25 protein-coding genes are annotated in these 26456 nt (G+C 45.8%); 16 read left to right on the top strand and 9 right to left on the bottom strand.

Annotation, left to right across the window (positions count from 1 at the left end; all coding sequences use genetic code 11):
- Window position 1: 1 nt before the first annotated feature.
- Entirely contained in the window at window positions 2–2662 is a 2661-nt protein-coding gene (locus QUA16_RS03645; protein ID WP_333102957.1) for a DNA polymerase III subunit alpha, read from the bottom strand.
- A 260-nt stretch (window positions 2663–2922) separates the two neighbouring features.
- Here QUA16_RS03645 and QUA16_RS03640 point away from each other — a divergent pair, with 260 nt between their 5' ends.
- Window positions 2923–3792, top strand: coding sequence for a DUF4037 domain-containing protein (locus QUA16_RS03640; RefSeq protein WP_333102956.1), 870 nt, complete (start codon window positions 2923–2925; stop codon window positions 3790–3792).
- A 140-nt stretch (window positions 3793–3932) separates the two neighbouring features.
- Here the strand turns inward: QUA16_RS03640 and QUA16_RS03635 are convergent, their stop codons facing one another.
- A complete protein-coding gene (locus tag QUA16_RS03635; protein WP_333102955.1) occupies window positions 3933–4352 on the bottom strand; it encodes a lysozyme inhibitor LprI family protein in 420 nt (139 codons plus the stop codon).
- A gap of 16 nt (window positions 4353–4368) precedes the next feature.
- Window positions 4369–4683, bottom strand: coding sequence for a DUF2499 domain-containing protein (locus tag QUA16_RS03630; protein ID WP_006632397.1), 315 nt, complete (start codon window positions 4681–4683; stop codon window positions 4369–4371).
- A 406-nt stretch (window positions 4684–5089) separates the two neighbouring features.
- On the opposite strand from QUA16_RS03630, the gene csaB reads away from it, so the two are divergent.
- The 4 genes from csaB to trmB all read left to right on the top strand — a co-directional run bounded on the left by csaB (window position 5090) and on the right by trmB (window position 8572).
- Window positions 5090–6127 (top strand): polysaccharide pyruvyl transferase CsaB, encoded by a 1038-nt coding sequence (gene csaB, locus QUA16_RS03625; protein ID WP_333102954.1) that lies wholly within the window; start codon window positions 5090–5092, stop codon window positions 6125–6127.
- 22 nt (window positions 6128–6149) lie between these two features.
- The gene (locus tag QUA16_RS03620; protein WP_333102953.1) at window positions 6150–6965 is read left to right on the top strand and encodes a Uma2 family endonuclease; all 816 of its coding nucleotides are present in this window, start codon (window positions 6150–6152) and stop codon (window positions 6963–6965) included.
- 74 nt (window positions 6966–7039) lie between these two features.
- Window positions 7040–7780, top strand: a complete 741-nt coding sequence (locus QUA16_RS03615) for a Uma2 family endonuclease (protein ID WP_333102951.1) — start codon at window positions 7040–7042, stop codon at window positions 7778–7780.
- Window positions 7781–7939: 159 nt separating this feature from the next.
- The gene (gene trmB / locus QUA16_RS03610) at window positions 7940–8572 is read left to right on the top strand and encodes a tRNA (guanosine(46)-N7)-methyltransferase TrmB (protein ID WP_333102950.1); all 633 of its coding nucleotides are present in this window, start codon (window positions 7940–7942) and stop codon (window positions 8570–8572) included.
- A gap of 200 nt (window positions 8573–8772) precedes the next feature.
- Here the strand turns inward: trmB and QUA16_RS03605 are convergent, their stop codons facing one another.
- Entirely contained in the window at window positions 8773–10287 is a 1515-nt protein-coding gene (locus QUA16_RS03605) for a phospholipid carrier-dependent glycosyltransferase (protein ID WP_333102949.1), read from the bottom strand.
- Window positions 10288–10374: 87 nt separating this feature from the next.
- Between QUA16_RS03605 and QUA16_RS03600 the strand changes: the two genes are divergently transcribed.
- A complete protein-coding gene (locus QUA16_RS03600; RefSeq protein ID WP_333102948.1) occupies window positions 10375–10608 on the top strand; it encodes a hypothetical protein in 234 nt (77 codons plus the stop codon).
- 25 nt (window positions 10609–10633) lie between these two features.
- Window positions 10634–13699: a tetratricopeptide repeat protein gene (locus QUA16_RS03595; protein ID WP_333102946.1), complete on the top strand. Its 3066-nt coding sequence runs from the start codon at window positions 10634–10636 to the stop codon at window positions 13697–13699.
- A 142-nt stretch (window positions 13700–13841) separates the two neighbouring features.
- Here the strand turns inward: QUA16_RS03595 and acsF are convergent, their stop codons facing one another.
- Window positions 13842–14918, bottom strand: a complete 1077-nt coding sequence (gene acsF / locus QUA16_RS03590) for a magnesium-protoporphyrin IX monomethyl ester (oxidative) cyclase (protein ID WP_333102992.1) — start codon at window positions 14916–14918, stop codon at window positions 13842–13844.
- Window positions 14919–15363: 445 nt separating this feature from the next.
- Between acsF and QUA16_RS03585 the strand changes: the two genes are divergently transcribed.
- Together QUA16_RS03585 and rpmF are read left to right on the top strand one after the other, a co-directional pair.
- A complete protein-coding gene (locus QUA16_RS03585) occupies window positions 15364–15840 on the top strand; it encodes a TM2 domain-containing protein (protein ID WP_333106154.1) in 477 nt (158 codons plus the stop codon).
- Between the two features lie 176 nt (window positions 15841–16016).
- Window positions 16017–16190 carry a 50S ribosomal protein L32 gene (gene rpmF, locus QUA16_RS03580; protein WP_006632406.1) on the top strand — a complete coding sequence of 58 codons (174 nt, stop codon included), beginning with the start codon at window positions 16017–16019 and terminating at the stop codon, window positions 16188–16190.
- Window positions 16191–16232: 42 nt separating this feature from the next.
- Here rpmF and queA read toward each other — a convergent pair whose 3' ends face one another.
- On the bottom strand, window positions 16233–17375 hold the full coding sequence (gene queA / locus QUA16_RS03575) for a tRNA preQ1(34) S-adenosylmethionine ribosyltransferase-isomerase QueA (protein WP_333106155.1): 1143 nt from the start codon (window positions 17373–17375) through the stop codon (window positions 16233–16235).
- Between the two features lie 157 nt (window positions 17376–17532).
- On the opposite strand from queA, the gene QUA16_RS03570 reads away from it, so the two are divergent.
- Window positions 17533–17922: a hypothetical protein gene (locus tag QUA16_RS03570; RefSeq protein ID WP_006632408.1), complete on the top strand. Its 390-nt coding sequence runs from the start codon at window positions 17533–17535 to the stop codon at window positions 17920–17922.
- Window positions 17923–18257: 335 nt separating this feature from the next.
- Here the strand turns inward: QUA16_RS03570 and QUA16_RS03565 are convergent, their stop codons facing one another.
- The gene (locus tag QUA16_RS03565; RefSeq protein WP_333106156.1) at window positions 18258–18866 is read right to left on the bottom strand and encodes a YraN family protein; all 609 of its coding nucleotides are present in this window, start codon (window positions 18864–18866) and stop codon (window positions 18258–18260) included.
- Window positions 18867–18880: 14 nt separating this feature from the next.
- On the opposite strand from QUA16_RS03565, the gene QUA16_RS03560 reads away from it, so the two are divergent.
- From QUA16_RS03560 to QUA16_RS03550, 3 genes are all read left to right on the top strand, one after another.
- Window positions 18881–19396, top strand: a complete 516-nt coding sequence (locus tag QUA16_RS03560; protein ID WP_333042425.1) for a pentapeptide repeat-containing protein — start codon at window positions 18881–18883, stop codon at window positions 19394–19396.
- Between the two features lie 298 nt (window positions 19397–19694).
- On the top strand, window positions 19695–20699 hold the full coding sequence (locus QUA16_RS03555) for a DMT family transporter (RefSeq protein WP_333106157.1): 1005 nt from the start codon (window positions 19695–19697) through the stop codon (window positions 20697–20699).
- 21 nt (window positions 20700–20720) lie between these two features.
- Entirely contained in the window at window positions 20721–21239 is a 519-nt protein-coding gene (locus QUA16_RS03550; RefSeq protein ID WP_333106158.1) for an SET domain-containing protein-lysine N-methyltransferase, read from the top strand.
- Window positions 21240–21265: 26 nt separating this feature from the next.
- Here QUA16_RS03550 and QUA16_RS03545 read toward each other — a convergent pair whose 3' ends face one another.
- Window positions 21266–21490, bottom strand: coding sequence for a hypothetical protein (locus QUA16_RS03545; RefSeq protein ID WP_333106159.1), 225 nt, complete (start codon window positions 21488–21490; stop codon window positions 21266–21268).
- 159 nt (window positions 21491–21649) lie between these two features.
- Entirely contained in the window at window positions 21650–23677 is a 2028-nt protein-coding gene (gene dnaG / locus QUA16_RS03540; protein ID WP_333106160.1) for a DNA primase, read from the bottom strand.
- A gap of 271 nt (window positions 23678–23948) precedes the next feature.
- Between dnaG and QUA16_RS03535 the strand changes: the two genes are divergently transcribed.
- The 3 genes from QUA16_RS03535 to QUA16_RS03525 form a co-directional block, all read left to right on the top strand.
- Entirely contained in the window at window positions 23949–24884 is a 936-nt protein-coding gene (locus QUA16_RS03535; RefSeq protein WP_333106161.1) for an NAD-dependent epimerase/dehydratase family protein, read from the top strand.
- Window positions 24885–25043: 159 nt separating this feature from the next.
- Window positions 25044–26000, top strand: coding sequence for an Rpn family recombination-promoting nuclease/putative transposase (locus tag QUA16_RS03530; protein ID WP_333106162.1), 957 nt, complete (start codon window positions 25044–25046; stop codon window positions 25998–26000).
- An 18-nt stretch (window positions 26001–26018) separates the two neighbouring features.
- On the top strand, window positions 26019–26456 hold a 438-nt coding region (locus QUA16_RS03525; protein ID WP_333181020.1), incomplete at its 3' end, for a protein kinase domain-containing protein.

The following is a 26456-nucleotide window of genomic DNA, read 5'->3' as shown; positions in this document are numbered from 1 at the left end:
TTTATATATCTGAGCTAGAGTTGATTTGTTTTAAGTCTAATCCTTGTTCAAAGATTTCGTCAATGGGCAGCATTTGACCCCCAACAGTCATAAACTTGTGATCTTTTGTGGCGCGAATTATCGAGCCATCTTCCAGGCAATACTCAAAGACCTCCTGCTGCCCCCGGCGATGCCACTGTGCAATTGACTGTGTATAAATATAACCGTTGCTATCAACACTATAAACAGTACATTCAATTTTTTCCTCAACAATTTTGCCAATAGCCATCGGCCCATATTCCACTGTCAATATCTTCGTGTCATAGCTCAAGCAGTATTCCGCGAATTGTAGCATCTGCGCGAACAACTTTTCAGCAATTCTTTGACTTACTCCATTCTTAGTTGCCCCATCGATAAACGTTTCTTTTTGCTTCTGCATTTCATCAGCTTTCTTCTTGCCCATTGCGCGCCGCAGCAAGTCAGCTTGCCCCAAAGAATAGCCCGCCAAATCTTGAGCCATCCGCATAATTTGCTCTTGAAAGCAAAGCGTTCCGTAAGTCTCTTTTAAAATCGGTTCTAATAGCGGATGATCGTACTCAACTGTTTTACCGTGCTTGCAGTCAATAAACTGAGGAATCAAACCTGCATCCAGCGGCCCAGGTCGGTAAAGTGCCAAAATAGAAGAAATATCATCCAGACAGGAAGGTTTGAGTTTTTTCACTACATCCAGCATCCCAGATGATTCTAACTGAAAAATACCTTCTAAATCTCCTCTTTCTAAAAGTCTATATGTTTTATCTACATCATCGGGTAACTTTTTGATTCTGCCAAAAGTCTCTTGAGCTCTGCGCTCTATATCAGAAGGTAGCATTTCTGGATCGACAATTAGATTTTGGGTTTGCTTAATATAATCAACAGTTTTCTGGAGAGTTGTTAAATTTTTCAATCCCAAAAAGTCCATTTTCAGCAGCCCCAAAAATTCCAAATCTTCCATGAAATATTGGGTAATTACAGCACCCTCATTATTCTTCTGTAGCGGTACTATTTCATCCAACGGCTCTGAAGAAATTACCACACCTGCCGCGTGAACACCATAGGTTTTGTTGGTTCCTTCAATGCGAATTGCCATGTCAATCCACTGACGAACTGGGACTTCAGTACCAGTTTCTGCATTTATGCAAATTGTATTTTCATAGTTGTCTTTAAATTCCTGTGCAGGTGTGTCATCGGAAATCATCACTTTAAGTTTTTCCGGTTTACCCCTAGACACGGGAATTAATTTTGCCATCTCGTCTGCTTTTTTGTAGGGAATACCTAACACTCTGGCAACATCTTTCAAGACAGCTTTTGATGTCATCCTGTTGAAAGTAATAATTTGCGCTACGCGCTCGCTACCATATTTTTCTGTAACGTATTTAATCATGTCGTCCCGCCTTTCTATGCAGAAATCGCTATCAATATCTGGCATAGATTTGCGTTCGGGATTGAGAAATCGCTCGAATAGTAGTCCGTGGTGTACAGGGTCTATATTGGTGATTTTGAGGACGTAGGCAACTAGAGAACCTGCGGCAGAACCGCGTCCTGGCCCTACGGGAATATCGTTGTCTCTAGCATATTTTATGTAGTCCCAAACTACTAAAAAGTATTCCGAAAAGCCCATCTGCTGAAGCATTTTCAGTTCGTATTCTAGTCTTTGTTTGTAGACGGGGGGAATTTCATTTCTGGTGCGGGCTTTGAGGCGTTCTAAGAGTCCCAGCCAGGATATTTCTTCTACATAAGTATCGGCTGTATGTTCTGGGGGAATTGGAATTGTGGGAATCCGAGCTTCTCCTGTGAGCTCGTATCTCGATACTTTATTTGCGACATCCAAAGTGGTTTCGATGGCCTCTTTGATTGTTTCATCATCCAAATGGTCTCGAAACAGTTGCGCCATCTCCTCTGCGGACTTAAGATATTCAGTACCGCTGTAGCGCATCCGCTTGTCTTCTTCAATCAGTTTGTTGGTGTTAATGCACAGCAAAGCATCGTGTGCTTCTACGTCGTTGCAGGAAATATAGTGAGAATCATTGGTGGCAATTATTTTAATCTTGAGTTCGCGGGCAATTTTGACGATTTCAACATTAACAATCCGGTCTTCCGGGGAACCGTGGTCTTGAATTTCTAAATAGTAATCTTCCCCAAATACTTCTTTATACCATGTGGCTACTTCACGGGCAGTATCTAGCTTGTTTTGCAGAATCATTTGGGGAACTTCGCCACCCAAACAAGCACTGGTAACAATTAAACCTTCGGAGTATTGTTTTAGCAGTTCTTTGTTGATGCAAGGTCTGGCAAAAATACCTCTTTCTGGCATTCCCTTTAAGTGGGAAATTGTGGTTAGTTTGACGAGGTTTTTATAACCTTGGGTATTTTTAGCTAAAACAACTTGATGGTATTTTCTTCTACCTCGAACTTTTACTTCAATGTCGCCGTTGACGACATACATTTCATTGCCAATAATCGGCTTGATATTTTTATTTCGGCAAACTTTGATTAGCTCGATCGCCCCGTACATCACCCCGTGGTCTGTAAGGGCGATCGCGGGCATCCCCAATTCCACCGCCCGTTCTGCGAGCTGTTGTAGCTGAGAAGCCCCATCTAGCAGGCTATAATCGCTGTGAATGTGCAAACCAACGAAGGACATAGGGATTTTAGATTTTAGATTTTAGATTTTAGATTCTACACTATCCGCGTGTCAAAGGGTAAAATAAAAAAACAAATTTTTATGTTACTTTTGAGATAATTTTGGTGGGGATACGATGTCGCAACGCATCAGTTCGCCTCCGCCGTATTTGTTAACAATTATCAATTGTTGAGTTACGAGTTCAAAGTTATGCGTTAAAATATTGAGTGCTAGAGTTAAGCATTAGCTGGAATTTTTTAAGTGCCAAGCAAGGTAATTAAATGCTGCACAATTATCAATTAGCTCTCGAAGAAATTCCCCCACTGGCTCAAACTATTGGGGAGCAGTTTAGCAGTTTGCCTCAAGTTGTAGCCGTCGTTTTAGCAGGTTCTCGAACCACGATAGTTACGGATGAGTCGTCGGATTTTGATTTTTACGTGTATGTTGAAGAGGAAATTCCTGTTGACATACGGGAGGCGATAGCGAGACAATTTTCCGCTCGCATCGCCATCAACAATCAATTTTGGGAACCCGGTGACGAGTGGATAGATATTAACACTGGTTGCGGTATAGATATTATGTACCGCAAGCCCGAATGGATCGAAGAAGAACTCGATCGCGTCCTGGTCAAACATCAAGCATCAGTAGGTTACTCAACCTGTTTTTGGTGGAACGTTCTCACCTCAGTATCATTATATGACAGAGACGGTTGGTTTCAGCAATTGCAAGCCAATCTCCATCGACCTTATCCCGAACAACTCCGTCAAGCGATAATTGCCAAAAATTATCCGATTTTGCGCGACCAGATTTTTTCATTTCGCCACCAGCTAGAATCCGCTGTTTTGCGCCGCGATTTAGCAAGTATTATCCATCGAACAGCCGCTTTTTTAGGCAGTTATTTTGATATTGTTTTTGCTATTAATTCTATCCCTCATCCGGGCGAAAAGCGTCTGGTAGAAAGGGCAACAGCTTTGTGTTCAAAATTGCCTGAAAATTTGGAAAGCCAAATTCACTGTCTAACTAATTCTATTTCCTTACCAGCAGGCGATCGCCAAATTTTACATTATCTTGATGCACTGGTTGAGAGTCTCGATCGATTGTTGATGGAGGCAGGTTTAATTGCTACTAATTCTGTGGCGTTGCAATTCTGAAAGATTGTGATTTAGATTTTTTTACGAACACAGGCGTCCCGCCTGTGCCACAAATACAGGCGTCCCGCCTGTGCCACAAATACAGGCGTCCCGCCTGTGCCACAAATACAGACGGGACGCCTGTTCCACAAACCGAACTTTTACAAATTTGCTTGTTTCAAATAACCTTCCAAATCTTTAATCCGTTCTTGCGTCACTCTTGCCCTGCAATAACCGTAGGTAGAAGCAGCCAAACTACCGCCTTCAAACTGCCCTTTTGCATACTCACAATTTTCATCTCGAAATTTGATCCAAGTACGCTGGGCCACCGTCAATCTCTGCTTTTGTTTAGTGCTGATTTTTGCTTGCAGTTGCTGATAGACTTGATTGAGCTTTTTGTCGGCAGCCTCAAACTCTTGACTAGAACACATATTCATGTCTAGCGTGGTTTGAGGACTTTTGCAGTTAGGTTGTTGGGCGACTTGTACGGGAATGTTGCTGGCTTTGCTGGGAAGCAAGAATCCCGCTGTCAACAACAGCAAACTTGCGACAAATTTTACCAAAATAGTGCTATTTTTCACTTAGTTTCTCCTTTTTTTAATCTTTAATTTTCTCTGCTGGCTGAGCCGATCGCCAAATCCACCAAGCTGCAGCCCACAAAGTAAAATTGCCAATGAGAGTCATCGCGGCTTGCAGGGTAACGATCCATTCTAGGGCGGGAGAGTTGTCAAAATAGTGCCATGTACAGGCACACATAGCGCTGACAAGAGCGGGCAGCATTGCGGCGGAAAGGGCCCACCAAGCTCGGTTTTGAGTGACTTCGCCGTAAGTCCAAATTAACCAGATGGCGGCAATCCACTCGACGACGCTAGAGACGTGAATAATCCAGGTGGGAATTGACAAAGCGTGCATTTTTTGTATGGTGAACGAAGATGAAAGATTTATCGATCGGGACTTACGCAACTGTCATATAAAGTATGATGAGTCAGTCGATTTTAGATTTTAGATTTTAGATTTTAGATTTACTCCACAGATGAATCTTGGAGCTTGAGCTTTGGTCTAAAATTTTAGGAGCATCCACGACTTAAGTCGGGGCTTGTACCTGTTTTTGGGCTGGTCATACAATTTTAGATTAGCGATTCGAGATTTTATTAGATTTGCGATTTGAGCTGACTGATGACGTAAAGCCTTGAAGCTTGATGACAGTAGCAGTTTTTTGGTAGTAGGATCAAATCTCAAACATCAAAAAAATCTAAAATCTAAAATCTAAAATCTAAAATCGTTAGATTCCCCATCACAAACAAATAAAAGAGTAGAAATGCGAGCAATTTTGTGCGGCTATTACGGTAAAGGCAACGGCGGCGACGAGGCGCTGTTGGCATCGCTACTGCAAATGTTACCAGATGGCGTGACGCCGATCGTCCTGTCTGGCAATCCTGTCGAGACAAATCAGCGGTACGGGGTAGCAGCGCGCGATCGCATGAATGCCTTCCAAGTTATCGAAGCACTCCGCACATCCGACGCCCTAATCTGGGGCGGCGGTAGTTTAATCCAAGACACTACTAGCATTGCGAGCCCTTTCTATTATGGGGGTTTAATGGGATTAGCGCAGCAGATGGGCTTAAAAACTGTTGCTTGGGCCCAGGGAATTGGGCCTTTGAAGCGCGAAATCACTCGCAAGCTATCGCAGCGCTGTTTTGCTGGATGCACCGGCGTCAGCGTGCGGGATAAAGGTTCAGCTACTTTACTTGCAGATTGGCAAATTCCCTTTACTTTAGCGCCAGATCCCGTGTGGGCTTTGGAGAATTCCCCAGTGTCGGGTTTGTGGGATTTACCGGCGCCCAGAGTTGCGGTTTGTTTGCGTTCTCATCCTACACTAACTCCCGCGCGTTTGTCAATTTTAACTCAAGCTTTAGTTGACTTTCAAAAAGCCACTCGCACCTTAATTTTGCTGCTGCCTTTTCAAGCGTCTCACGACTTAGAAATTGCCCAACATTTGCACGAAGCCCTGCCGAAAAGAAGCTGCATCCTCAGTTTAGACGATCCGAGAAAATTGAAAGGAGTATTCCGGGGAGTCGAAATGGCGATCGGGATGCGCTACCACAGTTTAATTATGGCAGCCTCCGAAGAATGCCGCTGTTTTGCTCTCAGCTACGATCCCAAAGTCAGTCAATTGATGGATGAGTTAGAAATGCCGGGATACTTATTATCAGAATTGCCAGAAGATCCTTATTTAATCAGCAAAACCTGGATCGAGCACTATGCTAACGGCGACGCCTTATCGCCAGACAGGATAAAATTTATAGTAGAGCGATCGCTCTTTCATCGCGAAGTATTGCGAGCCGCGCTCCAGTAATCTCATTGAGAGGTGAAATACCATGACAGTCAGTACAGCCGACTTAAAAATTACCTGGGAAAAATTGCCAGACGACTTCATTTTAGACGAGGAACCAGTGGAAAATATCGACCAACCCTTGCTCGCTGCTGCCTTGCGAGAAATCTTAGAAATCGCGGGGCTAATAGTAGCAGGAATATTAGTTGCCCCAAACATGGGAATTTGTGCGACAGTAGACAGCAAGCTAGTTATCAAAGCTCCAGATTGGTTTTATGCCCGCAACGTTCAGCCGCTTTCTAGTCAAGAAATTCGCCGCAGTTACACTCCCAATTTAGAAGGAGACATTCCGGCGATCGTCATGGAATTTTTATCAGCTACTGCCAACGATGAATATTCTAGCAAAAAAACTTATCCCCCCGGCAAATGGTATTTTTACGAACAAGTATTGCGAGTTCCAATCTATGCACTTTTTGAACCAGCCGCCGGAGTGTTAGAAGTCTACCATTTGGATTCATCAGGAAAGTATGAAGTACAACCACCCGATGCTTTCGGCCGTTATTGGATTTCTGGAGTTGGATTATTTCTAGGTGTTTGGTATGGCACAAAAGCCGAAAGAACCGGATATTGGTTGCGGTGGTGGGATGAAAGTTCAGAGATGTTATTGTGGGGTGCAGAAATGGTAGAAAGAGAACGGCAGGAAAGGGCTATCGCTCAACAACAAGCCGAACAAGAACGGCAGGAAAGGGCTATCGCTCAACAACAAGCCGAACAAGAAAGGGAACGGGCCGAACAAGAACGAGAACGATCGTCCATATTGGCCGCACAATTAAGAGCATTAGGCATTGAACCAGAAGCTTAAAAAATAGGCGATGCTATTCTAGCGAAAATCATTGCCAGCAGTTCTACCGCATTCTTAGTAAGAGGTAAAATACCATGACATTCAATCCAATTCAATTCAAAATATCCTGGGAAAAATTGCCAAAAGATTTCATTTTAGACGAGCACCCCCTGCAAGATATCGACCAGCCTTTGCTCGCCGCCGCCTTACGGGAAAGCTTAGAAATTGCGGGGCTAATTTTGGAGGGAACATTAGTTGCGCCTCATCTGGCGATTTGTGTAAATTTCAACGATAAGCTAGTTATAAAAACTCCCGATCTGTTTTATGCCACCAACGTACACCCCCTTCCCGATCGAGAAATTCGTCGCAGTTATACCCCCAACCTAGAAGGAGACATTCCGGCAATTGTCATGGAGTTTTTGCCAGAGAATCCTCCTAGTTATCAGGATGAATATTCTGCAAAACAAACTTATATCCCCGGAAAATGGCATTTTTACGAACAAATATTACAAGCTCCAATCTATGTAATTTTTGAACCTGCGATCGGAGCTTTAATAGTATATCATTTGAATTCATCAGCACAGTATGAAAAACAGCAAGCCGATGCAAACAATCGTTATTGGATTGCCGGACTTGGGTTATTTCTGGGTGTTTGGCAGGGAACAAAAGCCGAAAGAACGGGATATTGGTTGCGGTGGTGGAATGAAAGCGGAGAGATGTTATTGTGGGGAGCAGAAATGGTAGGAAGGGAACGGCAGGACAAAGCAAATGTTCAACAGCGAGCCGCTCGACTAGCCGCGCAATTAAGAGCAGCAGGCATTGAACCCGAAGCCTAATGCAATAATGAGCAATTTAAAATTGTCCCTCTGCAATTTAATATTGCTCATTAATTAAAAAGTATTGAACAACCTCGCAAAAATCAATATTTATCTGGGTTAATCCACGTTCATCTGCCTTCATCAGCGGTTCAAAATTACATTCAGGAGACAGCAAAATTGGCCAGAGTAAGAGTGCGGGAACACGTCAATCCCCTATCAATTAGATATCAAGCATCTGCAAGTCCCCCGGATTGGACTAAAATCTATTCCGACTTAAATTTACCGCTGCATTTAGATATCGGCTGCGGCAGAGGACGGTTTTTATGGCACATGGCACAAATCCAAACTGACTGGAATTTTCTCGGATTAGAAATTCGGGAACCTCTGGTAGAAGAGGCGAATCTTTGGCGGGACGAAACAGCTTTGACCAATTTGCACTATTTGTTTTGCAATGCGAATAGTTCCCTAAAACCAATTTTAGAAACTTTACCCGCAGGCACTTTGCAGCGAGTTAGCATTCAGTTTCCAGATCCGTGGTTCAAGAAAAAGCACCACAAACGGCGGGTGGTGCAGCAGGAATTAGTTAATGAATTGGCAATTTATCTGGCAATTGGCGGCGAAGTGTTTATTCAGTCAGATATTGAAGAAGTAGAAAGGGAAATGTGCGATCGCTTTTCATCTAACCCCAGTTTTAAACGTCAAAACGGCGACAACTGGCTAGCAGAAAATCCGCTGCCTGTGGCTACTGAAAGAGAAATTGCTACTCTGAAACGGGGGGAACCAGTTTATCGATCACTCTATCAAAAATAATGCTAGCTTTTGCAAACTCACCTTTGTCATAAATGTTATAACTTACATCTTGCACCTTGGTTAGGAACAGGCAAGATGCCTGTTCCACAAAACTTAATTTTCTTGTGGAACGTTAGGAACAGGCAAGATGCCTGTTCCACAAAACTTAATTTTCTTGTGGAACGGGCATCTTGCCCGTTCATAAAGGAATGATTTCTAACTTAAACCCAAGATGGTAGCCACATCCGAATTTTCCATTCAATTTGCGACAAAGGCAGTCCCAAATAGATAGGCATCCAGAAAATAAAAGCACCCAAAACCAGAAAAATAATTGTTACCCCCATCCCTCGGAGTCGAGTTTGAGGGCTGTGCAGCCACCTGTCAACCCACCAAGCAAGTGCTAAGGCTGAAAACACAGAACAGCCCATATAATGGTATAAAAATATGCAGCGAGTCACCTTCACCCAAGGCAGCAAATTAGCAGCCCAATTAACTATTAAATATAACGCCAGCCACATTTCAGCAGTCGGCGGAAACAAAATCGGCCGCTGCTGTTCTATCGCGTCAACAGAAGCCTCGCTGCGCGTTTGCAGCCACACCAAAATCCGGTGAACTAAAACTCCTATTACTAGCAGTAAAGCTAAGGTTGACAGCCACCAAAGGAAGGGATTTCCCATCGCATGAACGTCAAAGATTACCTTAGTTGCACCTTCAGGTAAAGGTGGCAAAACCGGATCTGGTTGGGCATTGCTGCTAGCAGTTTTGTAGAAGTAAACTATGGGGCGTAGCATCAAAGGCCAACTGTACCACGTGGAACAGTAAGGATGTACATCTGGGCCGCTTTTAATCCGCTGGTGATAAGTCAAAATTTCCGTTTGCATCTGCCAGAAGTTGGGAGTTGGATTAAAGTGCAGGTGAGGAATCCAAGAGATGCTGTAAACTAGAATAGGAATAATAGCTAGACTCAAGCAGAGTTCTATAAAATTGAGTTTAGTCAGTTTTTGTACGGGACTTTCGGCAGGAATTAGAGGTGAATCTACCTCGCGGCTTTGTTCTTCATTTCCTCTGTTACCCTGGATAAAACGAACGGCCCAAGCACAGATTAAAATTAGATAAGTACCGAAAAGAAACCATAATCCGTTCCATTTGATAGCCGCAGATGCGCCGAAACCTATTCCGGCTAGTAGCAGCCAAAGCCAGCGCTTTTTCCCTTCTGCTTCTACGGATTTTAAAATAAATAACTGACCTAAAATCCCAAATAAAACCAGATAAATGTTGTTCAGCGCGTAGCGAGACTCAACTAAAAACAAACCGTCGCAGGCCATCAATAAAGCAGCAATAAAAGCAAAGGTGCGGCGCGGAACTAGCTGATAAGCTAGGGCTCCCACAACTAGGGGAATAAAGGAACCTGTGAGAGCATTCAGCCAGCGGTAATCCCAAGGGGAAAGCAGGGAGCCAGCCATACTGTTGACGGCAGTTTTGCCGAAGGGAAGGTGAGTGCCGATCGCAATTCCGATCGCAATTATGTACTGGCTCAGAGGCGGGTGAGCGTTGAAAAACGGAGTTTTGGTGAGATAATCGTTGGCAAATTTAGCGTAATAAACCTCGTCAAACACTAAAGTGTTAAATCGCTCTAGTTCCCAAAAGCGTAGAGTTAAGGATAGGAGGAACACAGCGAACATTCCTAAGCAAAAAACCCAAGTAGATCTGTTGAAGTGTTTTTTGTTGATTTTCATAAAACAGCAGAAAATAGTAGATGCTAGATTTGAGATCGATCGCTAATTTAAAAATACTGAGTTGAGAATAGCGTAAAAATTACAATTATGACTTTTAACCTTCGCGGAGGCAAATCAGAGGCGGGCGATCGCGCTTGGAAGGTTGACGCCAGCGACAGCGAGCCGCACAACGGTCACAGTGGAAGCAGGAAAAGTGACATTCTCCTTATTATTGGGCAGCTTTCACGTTTCAGGGGGAATGGCGGTAAATGGCTGTTTTCCGACAGTTGGAAACCAATCCCAGAACCAAGTTCGTCTATAGCGATTATGATAGGCGGTTAATAAAGTCTTTTTTGAGCAGGTGATTATGAATCTGACGCTTGGGGTTTGGGCGCGTTGCGGAATCGCTGTAGCTGCGAGTATCCTGCTAGGAGTCCCGGCGGTGGCTGCACCGAGTGTTATTAAAATGAGTCAAGGGAACTCGCAGCAGTCTGGGGGAAACCCGTCGCCTGCTGAAAAAGCTTTGACAGAAGGGGTGCAACTGTACCAGCAAGGGACAGCGGAATCTTTAAGAAAAGCGATCGCCAAATGGGAAGAAGCATTAAAGCTGTATCGAGAAGCGGGCGACCGCAATAAGGAAGCTGTCACCCTCAACAACATCGGCTTAGTCTACTCAGCATTGGGAGAAAAACAGAAAGCGCTAGAGTATTACAACCAGTCCCTTCCCCTAAGTCGGGCAGTGGGCGATCGCAGTATGGAAGCTGTCACCCTCACCAGCATCGGCTTAGCCTACTCAGATTTGGGAGAAAAGCAGAAAGCGCTAGAGTATTACAGCCAGTCCCTTCCCCTGAATCGGGCAACCGGCGATCGCACTAGGGAAGCTATCACCCTCAACAACATCGGCAATGTCTACTCAGCATTGGGAGAAAAACAGAAAGCGCTAGAGTATTACAACCAGTCCCTTCCCCTGAGTCGGGCTGTTGGCGACGCCCGAGGGGAAGCTATCACCCTCAACAACATCGGCAGTGTCTACTCAGATTTGGGAGAAAAACAGAAAGCGCTAGAGTATTATAGCCAGTCCCTTCCCCTGAAACGGGCAGTTGGCGATCCCACTGGGGAAGCTGTCACCCTCACTAGCATTGGCAATGTCTACTCAGATTTGGGAGAAAAACAGAAAGCGCTAGAGTATTACAGCCAGTCCCTTCCCCTGAATCGGGCAACCGGCGATCGCACTGGGGAAGCTGTCACCCTCACCAACATCGGCAATGTCTACTCAGCATTGGGAGAAAAACAGAAAGCGCTAGAGTATTACAACCAGTCCCTGACCCTGAGTCGGGCTGTAGGCGAGCGCAGTGGCGAAGCTGTCATCCTCAACAACATCGGCAAAGTCTACTCAGAATTGGGAGAAAACCAGAAAGCGCTAGAGTATTACAGCCAGTCCCTTCCCCTGAGTCGGGCAACCGGTGATCGCCGTGGGGAAGCCACTACCCTCAACAACATCGGCAAAGTCTACTCAGATTTGGGAGAAAAGCAGAAAGCGCTAGAGTATTTCAGCCAGTCCCTTCCCCTGTTTCGGGCAGTAGGCGATCGCAGTAAGGAAGCTATCACCCTCAACAACATCGGCAGAATCTACTCAGATTTGGGAGAACAACAGAAAGCGCTAGAGTATTACAGCCAGTCCCTTCCCCTGAAACGGGCAGTTGGCGATCGCACTGGGGAAGCTGTCACCCTTCACAACATTGCTGATGCCAAACGTGCTCAAGGCAATCTTACTGAAGCCCTCACTAACATTGAAGCCTCGATCAAAATCATCGAAAGCCTCCGCACCAAAATTGCCAGCCCAGAACTCCGCACCTCTTACTTTGCCACCGTACAAAACTATTACCAATTCTATATCGACCTGTTAATGCAGTTGCACAAAACGCAACCCAAATCTGGTTATGATACCAAAGCCTTTGAAGCCAGCGAACGTTCCCGCGCCCGTAGTCTCCTCGAACTTTTGCAAGAAGCAAACGCCGATATTAGACAAGGTGTCGCCCCAGAATTATTGCAAAAAGAACGCAGTGTGCAACAGCAACTCGATGCCCTTGAAAAACGGCGCGTCGAAGTTCTCAATCGCCCCAACTACACTCGCACCCAAGAAGCAGAATTAGAACAACAACGGCAAACTTTACTAGCACAATATCAGGACATTCAAACCCAAATCCGCACCACCAGCCCCCGCTACGCCGCCCTTACCCAACCCCAACCTTTAACCCTTTCACAAATTCAACAACAAATCCTCGATGAGAATACAATTTTACTCCAGTATTCTCTAGGGAAAGAGCGCAGCTATCTCTGGGCTGTCACCAAAACCAGCATCACCACTTATGAATTACCAAAAGCTGCCGACATCGAGAAAACTGCCAAAAACTTTCGCGATGCTGTCACCGCTCCAAGTTCCCGATACAGCCCCGCTCAAATCGCCCAAGCCAACGATGCTATCAGTCAAATTATCTTACAGCCCGTTGCTGCCCAACTCGGTCAAAAGCGCCTGCTGATTGTTGGCGATGGCCTTTTGAATTCCATCCCCTTTGCTGCCCTTTCGCTCCCCGGGAAATCCGGTGAAAATGGGAACCCGCCTTTAATAGTAGACCATGAAATCGTGATCCTGCCTTCAGCTTCTACCTTGGGAATATTAAGACAAAACTACAATGACAGACAACCTCCTAATCGGAGTTTAGCAATACTCGCCGACCCAGTTTTTAGCGCTAACGATGAACGAGTTAAAAATTCTTCTTCAGCCACCACTCAGCAAGCGGTAGAATCAGCAAATCCCGGTTTAAGTCGCTCCAGAGGCGACAATAACGGACAGTTTAAGCGTTTAAATTTTAGTCGCCAAGAATCTCACATTATTCGAGCGTTATTCCCGGCTAATTCTCGCACTGAATCCTTGGATTTTGCAGCCAGTCGTGCCACAGCAACTAGCCCAAATTTAAGCCAATATAAAATCATTCATTTTGCCACTCACGGTTTCGCCAATAGCGCTCACCCGGAACTGTCGGGAATTGTCATGTCGCTGGTAGACGAAAAGGGGAATCCATTAAACGGATTTCTGAGACTTACTGATATTTTTAATCTCAAATTAGCAGCCGATTTAGTAGTGTTAAGTGCCTGTCAAACCGGAATGGGGCAGAACATTCAAGGCGAGGGCTTGGTAGGATTGACACGGGGATTTATGTATGCAGGGGCTCAGCGAGTGGTGGTGAGTTTGTGGACTGTGGACGATGAAGCAACGGCTACGTTAATGTCGAGTTTCTATCAGGGAATGCTGAAAAAAGGGTTAACGCCAGCGGCGGCTTTAAGGGCGGCACAACTGGAAATGTTGAAGCAGGAAAAGTGGAAGTTTCCCTATTATTGGGCGGCTTTTAACCTTCAGGGGGAATGGCGATAAAGTGTATGAAAAAAACCAGCATCAATTCCCATTCCGGGCGAGTGTAAGTCTGGCGAGAACTTTTTGCGGTGAATCTGGATACCAAAAAAAAGCGGTTCTGCTTGTCGCAGAACCGCCGTCACAGAGGATGAAAAATCAAAACTTAACGCACAGCGCCCTGTACTGAAGGTGATTCAATTGTTTTCATGAAGTACAGCTTCACTAACTGCCAGCCGTTCGACAGATACAAAGGCAATTTTTGGAATAATTGCAAGAATTTCGGAGTATTAGACTCAACAATTGCAGTCAACTTCTGATTGTTCTTGAGGCAAATATCCAGGCGTTCATAAAATTCGGGATTGTTCACGTCCAGCATCACGGGGAATACGCGGCCTGCTGTTTCGTTGGTCTTTTTAATCACTTCGATGTCGTATTCGCGAGCATCGAGACCGAGCGATCGATAAAAACCGGCGCGCTGGATATCATTGAGATACATTGTCGCGAACACTGACAGCAAGAAGAAACGGCACCAAAGCTTAGCGCGCCAATCGTTCAACATCTGAGGCTGAGCTCTCATCACCGCATCGAAGAAATCTCCGTGGCGGTTTTCATCCTGGCACCAATTTTCAAAGAATCGGAAAATCGGATAAATCTGGTCTTCAGGATGGGCTTTTAAGTGCTGATAAATCGTGATGTAGCGCCAATAACCGATCTTTTCAGACAAGTAAGTCGCGTAGAAAATAAACTTCGGCTTAAAGAATGTGTAACTGCGGCTCTTTGTCAAGAAACCCAAATCCAGGGACAAATTAAAGTCGGACAGCGCTTTGTTGAGGAATCCGGCGTGCCGCGCTTCGTCGCGCGACATCAGGTTGAAACCCTCGGCGAGCACTGGATTTTTGTCTTTGAGCCTGCGTCCCAATTCTTTGTAAAGCAAGAACCCAGAAAACTCAGCGGTGCATGAACGTTCTAGAAACTCAATGAACAACTGGCGTTTTTCGCCGTCAATGTGATCCCAAGATTGAGCGAACTCCTCATCCCGCACGAAATGGTTTTTGTTGTAGTCAACGCGGAACTCTTGGATAATTGCTTCTAGTTCGGCTTCATTTACCGAGATGTCCATTTTGGCCATCTCGTCAAAGTCGGTTGTGTAAAATCTCGGCGTGAGAATAGTTTCTTTGGCTGGGGCTTTCACTCCCGGCCGCAGTTCTTCAAAAGTGGGTTTTTTGAGGGAATCTACCATATTTTTATTGGATTTCTGCTTATAACTACTCGCTTGTTTCCATTGTCGGGTACTGCGGGCGATCGCGCTCGTGTATTTCCGGCCAGCGCTGGCGGCGCGCTTGGTTTGGCGCTCCGTGTGGAATCTAAGTCTAAGCTGCTGTAATTTCCACGCCCTCCAGTTTACCAAGCTCTCGCCCGCGCAAATATGTTGCTGGCGTTAAGAATTGCTACGCAAAATTACTCACTGGGCATGGGGCATGGGGCATGGGGCATGGGGCATGGGGCATGGGGCATGGGGCATGGGGCATGGGGCATGGGGCATGGGGAATTGGTAGTAAATAACCAATAACTTCGGACAATTCACAAATATCTGCTGGTGTCAAGCTGTTTAAACACGAGATAGAAAGTACAAAATGTATAGAGGGACTCCAATTCTTAGAATAATCAGGCAGGACGGTCAGAAAATGAGCAATTTAGGTGTTAGTTACCTTTTATGGGCAGCTTGTTTTTTCGGCCCATTCGGACTCCACCGCCTCTACAACGGCAAGATTGGTACGGGTTTGCTGTGGCTGTTTACCTTTGGTTTGTGTGGGTTTGGGCAATTGTTTGACTTGCTGCTGCTGCCGAACATGGTGGACGAACACAATGCCAGTCTCAGGGGCAAACTCGGCGTATCTCCCGAAGGTATACCGCTATATCCAGTCAGCGGGGCGATCGCCGCGACATACCCCAAGCCAACTCCAGACCAGTTAGGGGTTAAACTCCTGAAGGCAGCTTATACCAAGAACGGAAGATTATCTGTCACCCAAGGGGTGATGGCAACCGGCGCTACTTTTGCCGAAGTGGAAGAGGCTTTCACGGCACTGCTCAAAACGGGTTATGTGAGTATCGAGAACGATGCCGTCACTGGCGTCGTGATCTACCACTTTCACGAACTTTAGCTGCTGCGGGTGCGTTACCTAGGGGATTTTGTCTATTTTTCCATAAGCTAATGGCTGACGCACCCTACTACTTGATATGGCTGACCGAGCAGTTGTTGCCGTTTTTCGAGTAAGCATTGCCGACAAAATCGGCTAGAATGTTTGTTTGTCTATATAAGCAGAAAGTATTTAGCGTCATGGCAGTCCCTAAGAAGAAAACCTCCAAATCCAAGAAGAATATGCGTAAGGCCACATGGAAGCGCAAAGCTGTAGTGGCAGCTCAGAAAGCTCTGTCTCTGGGCAAATCTGTTCTGACTGGGCGTTCCAACAGCTTTGTGTATCCCGGCAATGAAGAAGAGGAGGAAGAATAGAAACGGCATACCGGGCATGGGGCGAACCCGATGCCCGATCGATCAATCCTTTTTTGCTGCTGGTAAAATCAGCATGGCATCGCCAAAGGAATAAAAGCGGTACTGATGCTCGATCGCTTCTCGGTACAAATCCAACAGCCGAGGCCTTCCAATCATGGCACTTACCATCATCATCAAAGTAGAGCGGGGCAAGTGAAAATTGGTAATCATCCCCTCTACAACCCGCCACTTGTAACCAGGGTAGATAAACAAATTGGTCGGGCCGCAAAAAGGTTGCAAGGAAAAATCGCCACTCGCGGCGGCGGCTCCCTCTAAAGCTCGCACTGCTGTGGTACCCACGGCAATGATCCGCCCGCCTCGGGCTTGAGTTTCCCGGATTTTCTCGACGGTGGCGGCGGGTACTTCCACCCATTCGCCGTGCATTTTGTGAGTCGTTACGTCTGCCACCTCCACCGGGCGAAACGTCCCTACTCCGACGTGTAAGGTGACAAAAGTTTTTTCGATTCCCCGCTGTTCCAAGCGGCTGAACAATTCTTCGGTGAAGTGCAGGCCTGCTGTGGGGGCAGCCACCGCCCCAAGCCGATCGGCATAAACAGTCTGGTACTGTTCCGCTGAAGCTTGGGAATTTTCGATGTAGGGCGGCAGGGGTACGTGGCCGTATTCGTCCAAAAACTTCACCAGATTCTCATCTGTGGGGATGTCAAACTCCAGCAGCCGTCCTCCTGTTGCGTCGTCCCTCTCTATAACTGTTGCAGTCAATCGACGACGATGGGGGGGCATCGTGGCATCGGGAAGGCAACAGCAAGGAGTTGTGGTCGAGTCCTCACAGGCAGGGGCGATGGGATCAAACTCAATTTTTGAACCCAACTTTAAGCGTTTCCCCGGTTTAACCAAAGCCAGCCAACAGTTGTGCTGCCGTTCTTCCATCAACAATATCTCCACAGCCGGGCCGTTGGGTTTGTGCCCGTAGAGCCTCGCTGGCAGCACGCGGGTGTTGTTGAGCACCAGCAAGTCGCCCGGTTGCAGCAAATCGGGTAAATCCCTAAAAATCCGGTGTTGGTGGCTGCTGGGAGAATCTACAGCCAGCAAGCGAGAACTGTCCCTCGGCACTACGGGATTTTGGGCAATGCGCGAGGGCGGAAGTTCGTAGTCGTAGCCGTCCAAAGACCAGTCCATCTCTGTCATCGGGTGAATTCCTGTGCGATCGATCTGTCAACTGGGTAACAAATTGGGTAAAAACCCCCATTCAAAGTCGGGTGCTTTTCCCCTTGTGGTGGCGGGTAGAGTCCGCGACGATAGAGGTATAGCATCAGCTTTGCTCATAAGGCTCATAAGGATCGTTATGGAATACCTCTACTACATCGCCAATACTAGCCTTACTCTGAGAGTCGTGGATTACCTACGCACGGCTCATCATCTTCCCTTGCAATTTATCACTGTTATTCACCAAATTGACGGCTGGGTGGTAAAGGTGAAAATGAGCCAATATTTAACTCCCGAAATGCACGGGGATTTTCGGGCTTTTATGAACGAACTCGGGATTCCTTACGATCCTGAAATTCGCTTGCAAATGGCACTTTGGAGTTTGGAAACCGGACAGTCGCCACTGAGCGTGATGCGCCGCTACCAGGTGGCAGTGGTTTGTCACGGCAGCCCTGACCGCAAAGAAATTGAAGCGTTTCGCCAGCAGTTTGTCAAGGGCCTGGGGTATTGCCCGGAAACTCTCGCCTAGATTGCTACGCATATAAATTAACTCTTATAGCCTTTCTCAGTAACATGAGGTGCTCTGGCGGGCATAGGGCATAGGGCATAGGGCATAGGGCATAGGGCATAGGGCATAGGGCATAGGGCATAGGACAAAGCCCCCATACCTCACAACGCTTGAGAATCGCTATATGACAGAACAGGAGAGGGAGAGAAGGGGAAAGCGGGAGAAGATTTAACGCTTTTTTCAGCTCCGTTAAAGCTCAAGAGAGAACTGCGCGACAGCCTAGGCAAGTTAACAATTAAAAATTACCTAGTGGCCTTGCTTTGAGATTTTACCCTCTAAATTTTAATTATATACTTTTAAATGCTAAAAGCCGAGCGAATGTATTCTTGCAGGGTGAGTCGGTAGTTTCCGGCAACGGCGGATAGAGAATTCGCTGCAGTTAATGGTGGTAATATTTGTTTAGTGTTTGGTCGTGAAGGTTCGCACCTGACTAAGGCGACATCAAAGCGACAAGAATTATTTGCTAAATCTGGGTGAGTGCTTAAAAATATTTCGGCTGTCTGCCAAAGTTTGGCTTGTTTTGTTGTGCTAACAGCTAGCATTCCACCAGCATCCCAATTTCCCCGGCGGCGAGTTTTCACCTCTACAAATGCTAATGTTTGGGAATGGGGAATGGGGAATGGGGAATTTTCGTTACCTCTGTTGATTTCGCTTTCTTCATCTCTTCCGAGTGCGATAATGTCAATCTCTCCCCAGCGACAGTGCCACTGTCTGTGCAGAATTTCCCAGCCTTGCTGCTGCAACCAGTCGGCGACTAAGTTTTCTCCCAATGTGCCGATATCCCTAGAGTTTGGGGATTGGGGGGAATTGGAGTCAGCCGTGGCGAGCGGGCGATTCCCTACGGGATAGCTACGCTTGACGCGCTTTCTGGTAGAATTCACTTCTGAACTGTCACGACTGCCCATTAGCTTGAACTTGTATGATGATTTCTCGAATTCGCCAACATATTTATACTTTCTTGCTGAGTTTTGTTATTTTAGCAGTAATTGCCGCTGGGGCGATCGGCATTAATCCCGCACCTGCTTTCGCTTTGGATCACGACAAAGAAATCCTAGTCGGCGCTGATTTTACTGGCCAAGTTCTGACTGACGACAGCTTTAATAAAGCCAATCTTCGCAATAGCAATTTTACTAATGCAGATTTGCGGGGTGTCAGCTTTTTTGCGGCCAATATGGAAGAAGCAAATTTAGAAGGCGCGAATTTCACGGGTGCGACTTTAGATTTAGCTCGCATGATGAAAGCGAATTTAACTAATGCTATCCTTGAGGGTGCTTTCGCTTACAATACCAGACTCGAAGGAGCTATTATTGACGGTGCTGATTTTACTGAGACACTGCTGCGAGACGATATGATAGAAAAACTTTGTAAAGTGGCAAAAGGTACTAATCCGGTGACGGGTAGAGATACTCGCGAAACTCTTTTTTGCGACTATTAAAAGGCTAATTAAACAAAACTTACCCCGTAGGCGGGGTAAGTTTCATGTAAACTCTCTGGCAGTCGGGCGATCGGGCTTGAGCCACGACCAGATACATGACTACAATATCAGCGGAGCCCCCAGCAAATCGAAGGCTTTCTGCTGTAAAGGAGTTGGGGTCGTCAGGTCGAAACTAACTGAAACACCCGCTAGTTTAGGCTGAATTAGAGTTTAAAATATTGAGATTTCTTACTCTAGTCAACCTCTTTACGGTTAACTAACTGAATTTAGTTAAATTGCTAATCGATTAGGCTACTCAATGACTACAGAATTAAATATTGGTTCTCAAAGATCGCCAAACACTCTCCATGCTTGGGGTATAGCAGTGTTGATCCTTGTCACCCTAATCTGGGGTACAAGCTATCCGGTTATCAAGGGAGCTCTCAGCAGTCTTTCTCCTTCTGCAATATTTGCAACCCGCTACGTAATAGCAGCGTTGCCGTTTACCCCCTATTTGCGCTTCCTGAATTTTTCCCTGCTACGGGATGGAGTCTTCTTATCACTCATACTGTTTCCTGCATCAGTCCTCCAAACCCTTGCCCTTGAGACGACTTCTGCCGATCGTGCTGCATTCATTGCCAGTTTCAACGTCATCCTAGTTCCTCTGCTAGGGCAACTGCTAGGTAGGCAGGTGTTCCCAAAAACTTTCCTCGCCGCAGGAATTGCCATCTTTGGCATTGGAGTGATGTGTTGGGAGAGTGAACAGCTAGTGCTCGGCGATCTGTTGATCTTGGGCAACGCCTTCCTCTACTCGATCTACACTCTTAAGCTTGAGTCCACCACGTTGCGGCACCCCATTTTGCCACTCGCTGCGATCCAGCTTTGGGTGATAACAATATTTTCTGTAATCTGGGCCGCTCCAGATATGCTTACACAACAGGAAGCAATTGGCGCGAATCTTGGTATTCTTTTATATATTGGGTTATTTGATACTGCTGCTACGATTGTGCTTCAAGTAGTGGCTCAACGATGGGTTAACGCTTACCAGACGGCGCTAATTTATACGCTCGATCCGATTTTCGCAGCGGTTTTCTCGTTTCTACTACTGGGAGAGAAACTTGGAATACGCGGTGTGATTGGCGCAGCTCTTGTAGTGGTGGCAATGGTTTTTGGTCAAAGCAAATCTCAGGACACTGAGCACAATGGCGAAATCCAGGTTAACGAGTCGATTGTCGCAGCGCTGTCAGATTCGGATACTGAGCCCATTAACGCTCCAGTGTCGCTTCCGAGCCCTAACCTCGTGGAATTAGAATTAGATTTGTAATTGGTATTAAGAGTGAGGAAAATGGGTTTCGATAATTTCATCCAGCAAACAGAGAAAGGTAGAGGCGTTTTTGCCAGCCGAGGCTTCCGTAAAGGTGAGACTGTGGTGGTTGGACGCCGAGTCGAAATCTTGCCCGAAAGAACTACTCACTCCATTCAGATGGACTTTGACCTGCATATAGACATAGATGAACCGGGATTATTGATCAATCATTCTTGTAGCCCAAACACAGGGGTGAGGAATAATCAATTCGGAGCCTACGATTTCGTGGCATTGGTTGATATTCCTTCGGGAAGCGAGATTACATGGGATTACTCTACAACAGAGTACAGTTTCATTGACATTCCCAAATGTTGTTGTGGCTCCACCGAATGTCGATCGAAGCTCCTTGGATATAAATTTCTCCCTGACGAAATCAGGAAAACGTATGGTGAGTTTATCGCCGATTACCTCAGAGTAACGCCACCTGAAGCGGAACTTCCCCCGCGCGATCTTAAAGTTCCTAGTATTCCCCCCATCAGTAGGGCGATCGGGCTTTAGCCCCCGCCGGATACATGACTAGAATGTCAGCGAAACCCCAGCAAATCGAAAGCTTTCTGCTGTAAAGGAGTTGGGGTCGTCAGGTCGAAACTAACTGAAACACCCGCTAGTTTAGGCTGAACTCGATTTTTAGCGATCGTCGATAAATTAGTCACTAACGTCCGAAAACTTTGAACTGGAAACTTCTCCAAAGTACGCTTTGTTGAAGCTTTCCATTTCGCCGGAGTGGCAGACAAAACCTGGACAACCACCGAACCAGACTCCCAAGGATCTAACTACTCGTCATCCTCGAACAACAACAATGCTAATGGCGATCGCATATCCCATCTAAGTTTGCTTCCATTTCCATCTTCTGGCTGTTTCGTTGGTAGCTGATTTTGGTTCGTAGTAGGGACTAAAGTCCTTAGCTCCTAGAAATTTCCACTCCAAGGTACGGAGGTTAAATCGTAAAAGTTAACTTGACGCAGCCTCTCTAATTCCTTGAGCCATTCTTGTTCGGCACAGAAGAGTTGGTGATATTCTATAGCCTCTTCGCCACTGCTAGCGGCCTTGGCTTTTTCCCACATATTGAGTGCAATTCGGCGGCGCTTCATGCTGATAATTTGCTCGATACAGGCGAGGGCTGATCTAATTACTAGAGGTGCGCGATAAACATTTCTTTCTGAGAACTCATTTAAGTGAAATAAATGCGAGATTTGATTGAGTTGATTCGGATATTCAATGAAGCTATCTTGCAATTTCAATATTAACTCAGAAGGCGCTACTTGTAAAGACATTTTGTGCAATATTTCAGCATTTACAATCTGGTGCCACAAAAATCTGTGGTGAGAAAGGCTAAACTGCACGTCTCTAGCTTCTATTGCTTCTCTGACATCTTGGCGGTATTCGGGACAGTGCAAATAAATCTGCAATAATTGCGCTTCGGCTTCTTCTAAAAGACTGCGGGCTACGGCAGATAAGCTTGATTTTGAGCTTTTGTTTTCGCCGCTTGCACGCTGCTTTTTATATTGTTTGCTCGGCTTCAGCTTGTTTCTAATTAACAGGGGCATTGTCAAAGATTCGTCTTGACTCTGGCGCTTTGCCCAATCGCTGACTACTTGATTGAGCAAGTTTTCAGCAATCATTTTTGTGAGTCTAAAATCTCCTTTGCTGAGAATTTCGGCGCACTTTTGCAGATAATGTGCTAGCTGATTGTCGTCAGTGATATTAGTTAATAAATTAATAATTTTTTTGGTGACTTGCTGGGAAGTATCGGCTTGCTTCAAATCTTGATTGACGAGCATTTGTTGCAGTTGCCAGTCGAGCCACAATGGAGCATTTTCGAGCAATTCTCGATATTGTTCTGGGGAGTAGGTTTTGAGATATTCGTCGGCATCTTTGCCGTCGGGAATGTTGAGCACCCGCAGTTGCACTTCTCCTTGATAAGCGAGTTTTTCTATTTCTCCAATCGCGCGTTCTGCTGCTTGAGTTCCTGCTTTGTCGGCGTCGAAGTTGAGGATAATTTGTTTGGAGTCCGTGTACCGCAATAACTGCCGCACTTGGTTTAAGCTTAAGGCTGTGCCGAGGGAAGCGACGGCGTTGGAGATGCCGGCGGCCTGAAGTGCGATCGCATCAAAGTACCCCTCTACAACCACTGCGCGATCGGCTTTGCTAATGGCTGTTTTCGCCGTATCTAAGGCGAATAAAGTTTTGCCTTTGTCGAAGAGTTCTGTTTCGGGAGAATTGAGGTATTTCGGCTGTTCGTCGCCGAGAGCTCTGCCGCCGAAACCGATGACTCTGCCTTGGGTGTCGCGAATGGGAATCATAATGCGATTGCGGAAGCGATCGTAATAACCGCTGCCGCCATTTTTTCGGGGTACAATTAATCCAGCTTGTTCTACTAATTGCGCCGGATAGTTTTTCTGTTCTACTAAATAACTGTAAAGTGCTTCCCAACCTTGGGGTGCATAACCTAATTGAAATTGTTGGATAGTTTCTTCGCTTAGCTGGCGCTCGGATTTGAGATATGCTAAGGGTTCTTCTCCTTGGGTTTGTCGCAAAGCGTGTTCGTAAAAGTTGGCTGTTAGTGCTGAGATTTCATAGAGTTGTTCCCGCAGAGAAATTTGCCGCTGCAATTCTTGTCGGTGTTCTGGTTCGACTGTTTTGACGGGGACTTGATAAGTTTTAGCTAATTCTAATACTACTTCGCTGAAAGGGCGTTTCTCCAATTCCATGAGAAACTTAAAAGCATTGCCGCCTGCACCGCAGCCGAAACAATAATACATTTGTTTGCCGGGACTGACAGTAAAGCTGGGAGATTTTTCGTCGTGAAAGGGACACAAACCTACGAATTCTTTCCCGCGTTTCCGCAAGACGACGCGACCGGAAATAACGTCTACTATGTCTGCTCTTTGTTTGACTTCTTCGATTGTTTCTGGATGCAGCCGGGGAACTTGCATAGGGCTATTTTAGGCAAATTGAAATTATTGGAGAAGGAAAGCACTACACGGATGAGGACACGGATACACGGATGAATTATCTAGTCTGAGTGATTTCTCATGAGATTCAAAATCCCAGCCCCCTTAAAAAGGTGAAATAATCAGTGTCAAAGTCAACCCCTACTCCCCTTTTTAAGGGGGATTTAGGGGGGTCTCCGGGGATAGAAAACACGCCCTAGGGCATAACTTTATTGTAAGATATTTACACTAACTGTAAGGAGCATCGAAAATAATGCGAATTTTAATGATGGGCGGTACTCGGTTTATTGGGGTTTATCTTACTAAGATTTTAGCAGCACAAGGGCATGAAGTGGTGTTGTTTAACCGGGGCAACAAGCCTGTACCGGTTGCGGGCGTAAAACAGATTCAGGGCGATCGCACAAATGTTGAACAATTGCACGACAAGTTATCGACGGTCGAGTTTGACGCGGTTTTTGACAACAACGGCCGTGAACTCAGCGATACAAAGCCTTTAGCTGAAATATTTAAAGGGCGGGTGCAGCACTTTGTTTACATGAGCTCTGCGGGGGTTTATTTGAAATCGGATCAAATGCCTCATATTGAAGGGGACGCTACCGATCCTAAAAGCCGACATTTGGGTAAATGCGAAACCGAAAATTACTTGGCCGAGTCCGGTTTGCCTTGGACTTCGATTCGCCCGACTTACATTTACGGCCCTCAAAATTATAACGATTTAGAGGCTTGGTTTTTCGATCGCATTGTGCGCGATCGACCGATTCCGATTCCCGGTAACGGAATGCACTTCACGCAGTTGGGGCACTGTCAGGATTTGGCTAAAGCAATGGCGGCGGTTTTGGGGAACTCTAGGGCGATCGGGCAAATTTACAACGTTTCGGGCGATCGATTTGTCACCTTTGACGGTTTAGCCCGCGCCTGCATTCAAGCGGCAGGCAAATCCCCTGATGCTATTAAGATTGTACACTACGATCCGAAACAATTTGACTTCGGCAAGAAGAAAGCTTTTCCGATGCGATTGCAGCACTTTTTCGCTTCAGTTAATAAAGCTGTCACCGATCTTAACTGGCAGCCGGAATTTGACTTAGTTTCTGGATTGAAAGATTCTTTTCAGAATGATTATGTAGTTTCGGGGCGGGACAAAGCTGAGATAGATTTTTCAGTCGATGACGAGATTTTGAAAGCCGTTTGAAGTTAAGTTATAGTGGGAGCATCCCCATGCCAGCCACAATCTAGAACCCCACCCTAACCCTCCCCTTAGTAAGGGGAGGGAACAAGAAAGAAAGCAAACAGACTGTCACAGTAAGGTTGGCAGCCGTGTTAAGTACAAATGTCGAAGGAGAAAAATAACATGAGATTTATCAATCCCAAAATTGATTTTGCCTTCAAAAAAATATTTGGCTCCGCCCAGAGTACCGACATTCTGATTAGTTTTTTGAATGCCCTACTCTATGAAGGGCGATCGATAATTGAAAGTTTAGAAATCCTTGACCCTTATCTTGGCCCTCAAATAGCGGGAGTAAAAAACAGCTACTTAGATGTCAAAGCGCTACTTAATGACGGCACATATGTGATTATCGAAATGCAAGTTTTGAAGGTACAGGCCTTTGGCAAGCGAGTTTTGTACAATGCAGCAAAAACCTATGCACTCCAATTAACAAGGGGAGAACTATACAAGCAACTGCGACCTGTGATTGCTTTGACTATCACTGATTTTGAAATGTTTCGTGGCGAGCAAGATGTGATTTCGCATTTTGTATTCAAAGAAAGAACTCGCTTGTCTGATTATCTACAAAATGACATTGAGTTAGTATTTGTAGAGTTGCCAAAATTTAAGAAAGAATTGGATCTACTGGAAACTCTTACGGATAAGTGGATTTACTTTATCAAAACTACTGGCACTTTGGATGAAGTACCTCAAACAATGGTCACAGTCCCGGAAATTCAGAAAGCTTTTGAAATTGCCAATCAAGTTAGTTTGACACAGGAGGAATTTAACATATTACAACAGCAAGAGTTTTTTGCTCAAGATCAAGAGGGTTCAGTGGCTTTAGGTCGGGAAGAAGGCAGACAAGAAGGCAGACAAGAAGGCAGACAAGAAGGCAGACAAGAAGGCAGACAAGAAGGACAAGTAGGGTTAATTATGCGTTTGCTGAGTCGCCGTTTAGGTCAAATAAACCCGGATATTGAAAGCCGCATTCGCCAATTGCCGATCGACAAATTAGAGAATCTTGCAGAAGCCATGTTAGATTTTTCTAATGCCGAAGATTTAACAGCTTGGTTGGAAGCTAATTCTCCAAAAGACTAGGAATATTAGGTAAATCTCATGCTTGGAATAACACTCGGCAATCGCTACAGTATTATCCGTCACTTGGGAGGCGGCGGATTTGCTCAAACTTATTTAGCTGAAGATAAGCAGCTACCAGGCAATCACCTCTGCGTCGTAAAGCAGCTTAAACCTCACGCAACAGATCCCGAAACTCTAAAGGTAGCAAGACGTTTATTCGATACCGAAGCACAAGTTTTGTACAAGTTGGGAAATCACGATCGCATTCCCCGACTTTTTGCTTTTTTTGAAGAGAATCAAGAGTTTTATCTTGTTCAAGAATTTATAGAAGGCCACGATTTAAGTCAAGAAATTATACCCCCCCAAACCCCCCCTTACCAAGGGGGGGCTGGACTTGGCTCCCCCCCTTACCAAGGGGGGGCTGGACTTGGCTCCCCCCCTTACCAAGGGGGGGCTGGACTTGGCTCCCCCCCTTAC

Origin of the sequence: Microcoleus sp. S13_C3, assembly GCF_036700905.1 — a bacterium.
In the GTDB taxonomy this organism is placed as follows: Bacteria; Cyanobacteriota; Cyanobacteriia; order Cyanobacteriales; family Microcoleaceae; genus Microcoleus.
This window is presented reverse-complemented; position numbering and strand designations above follow the sequence as displayed.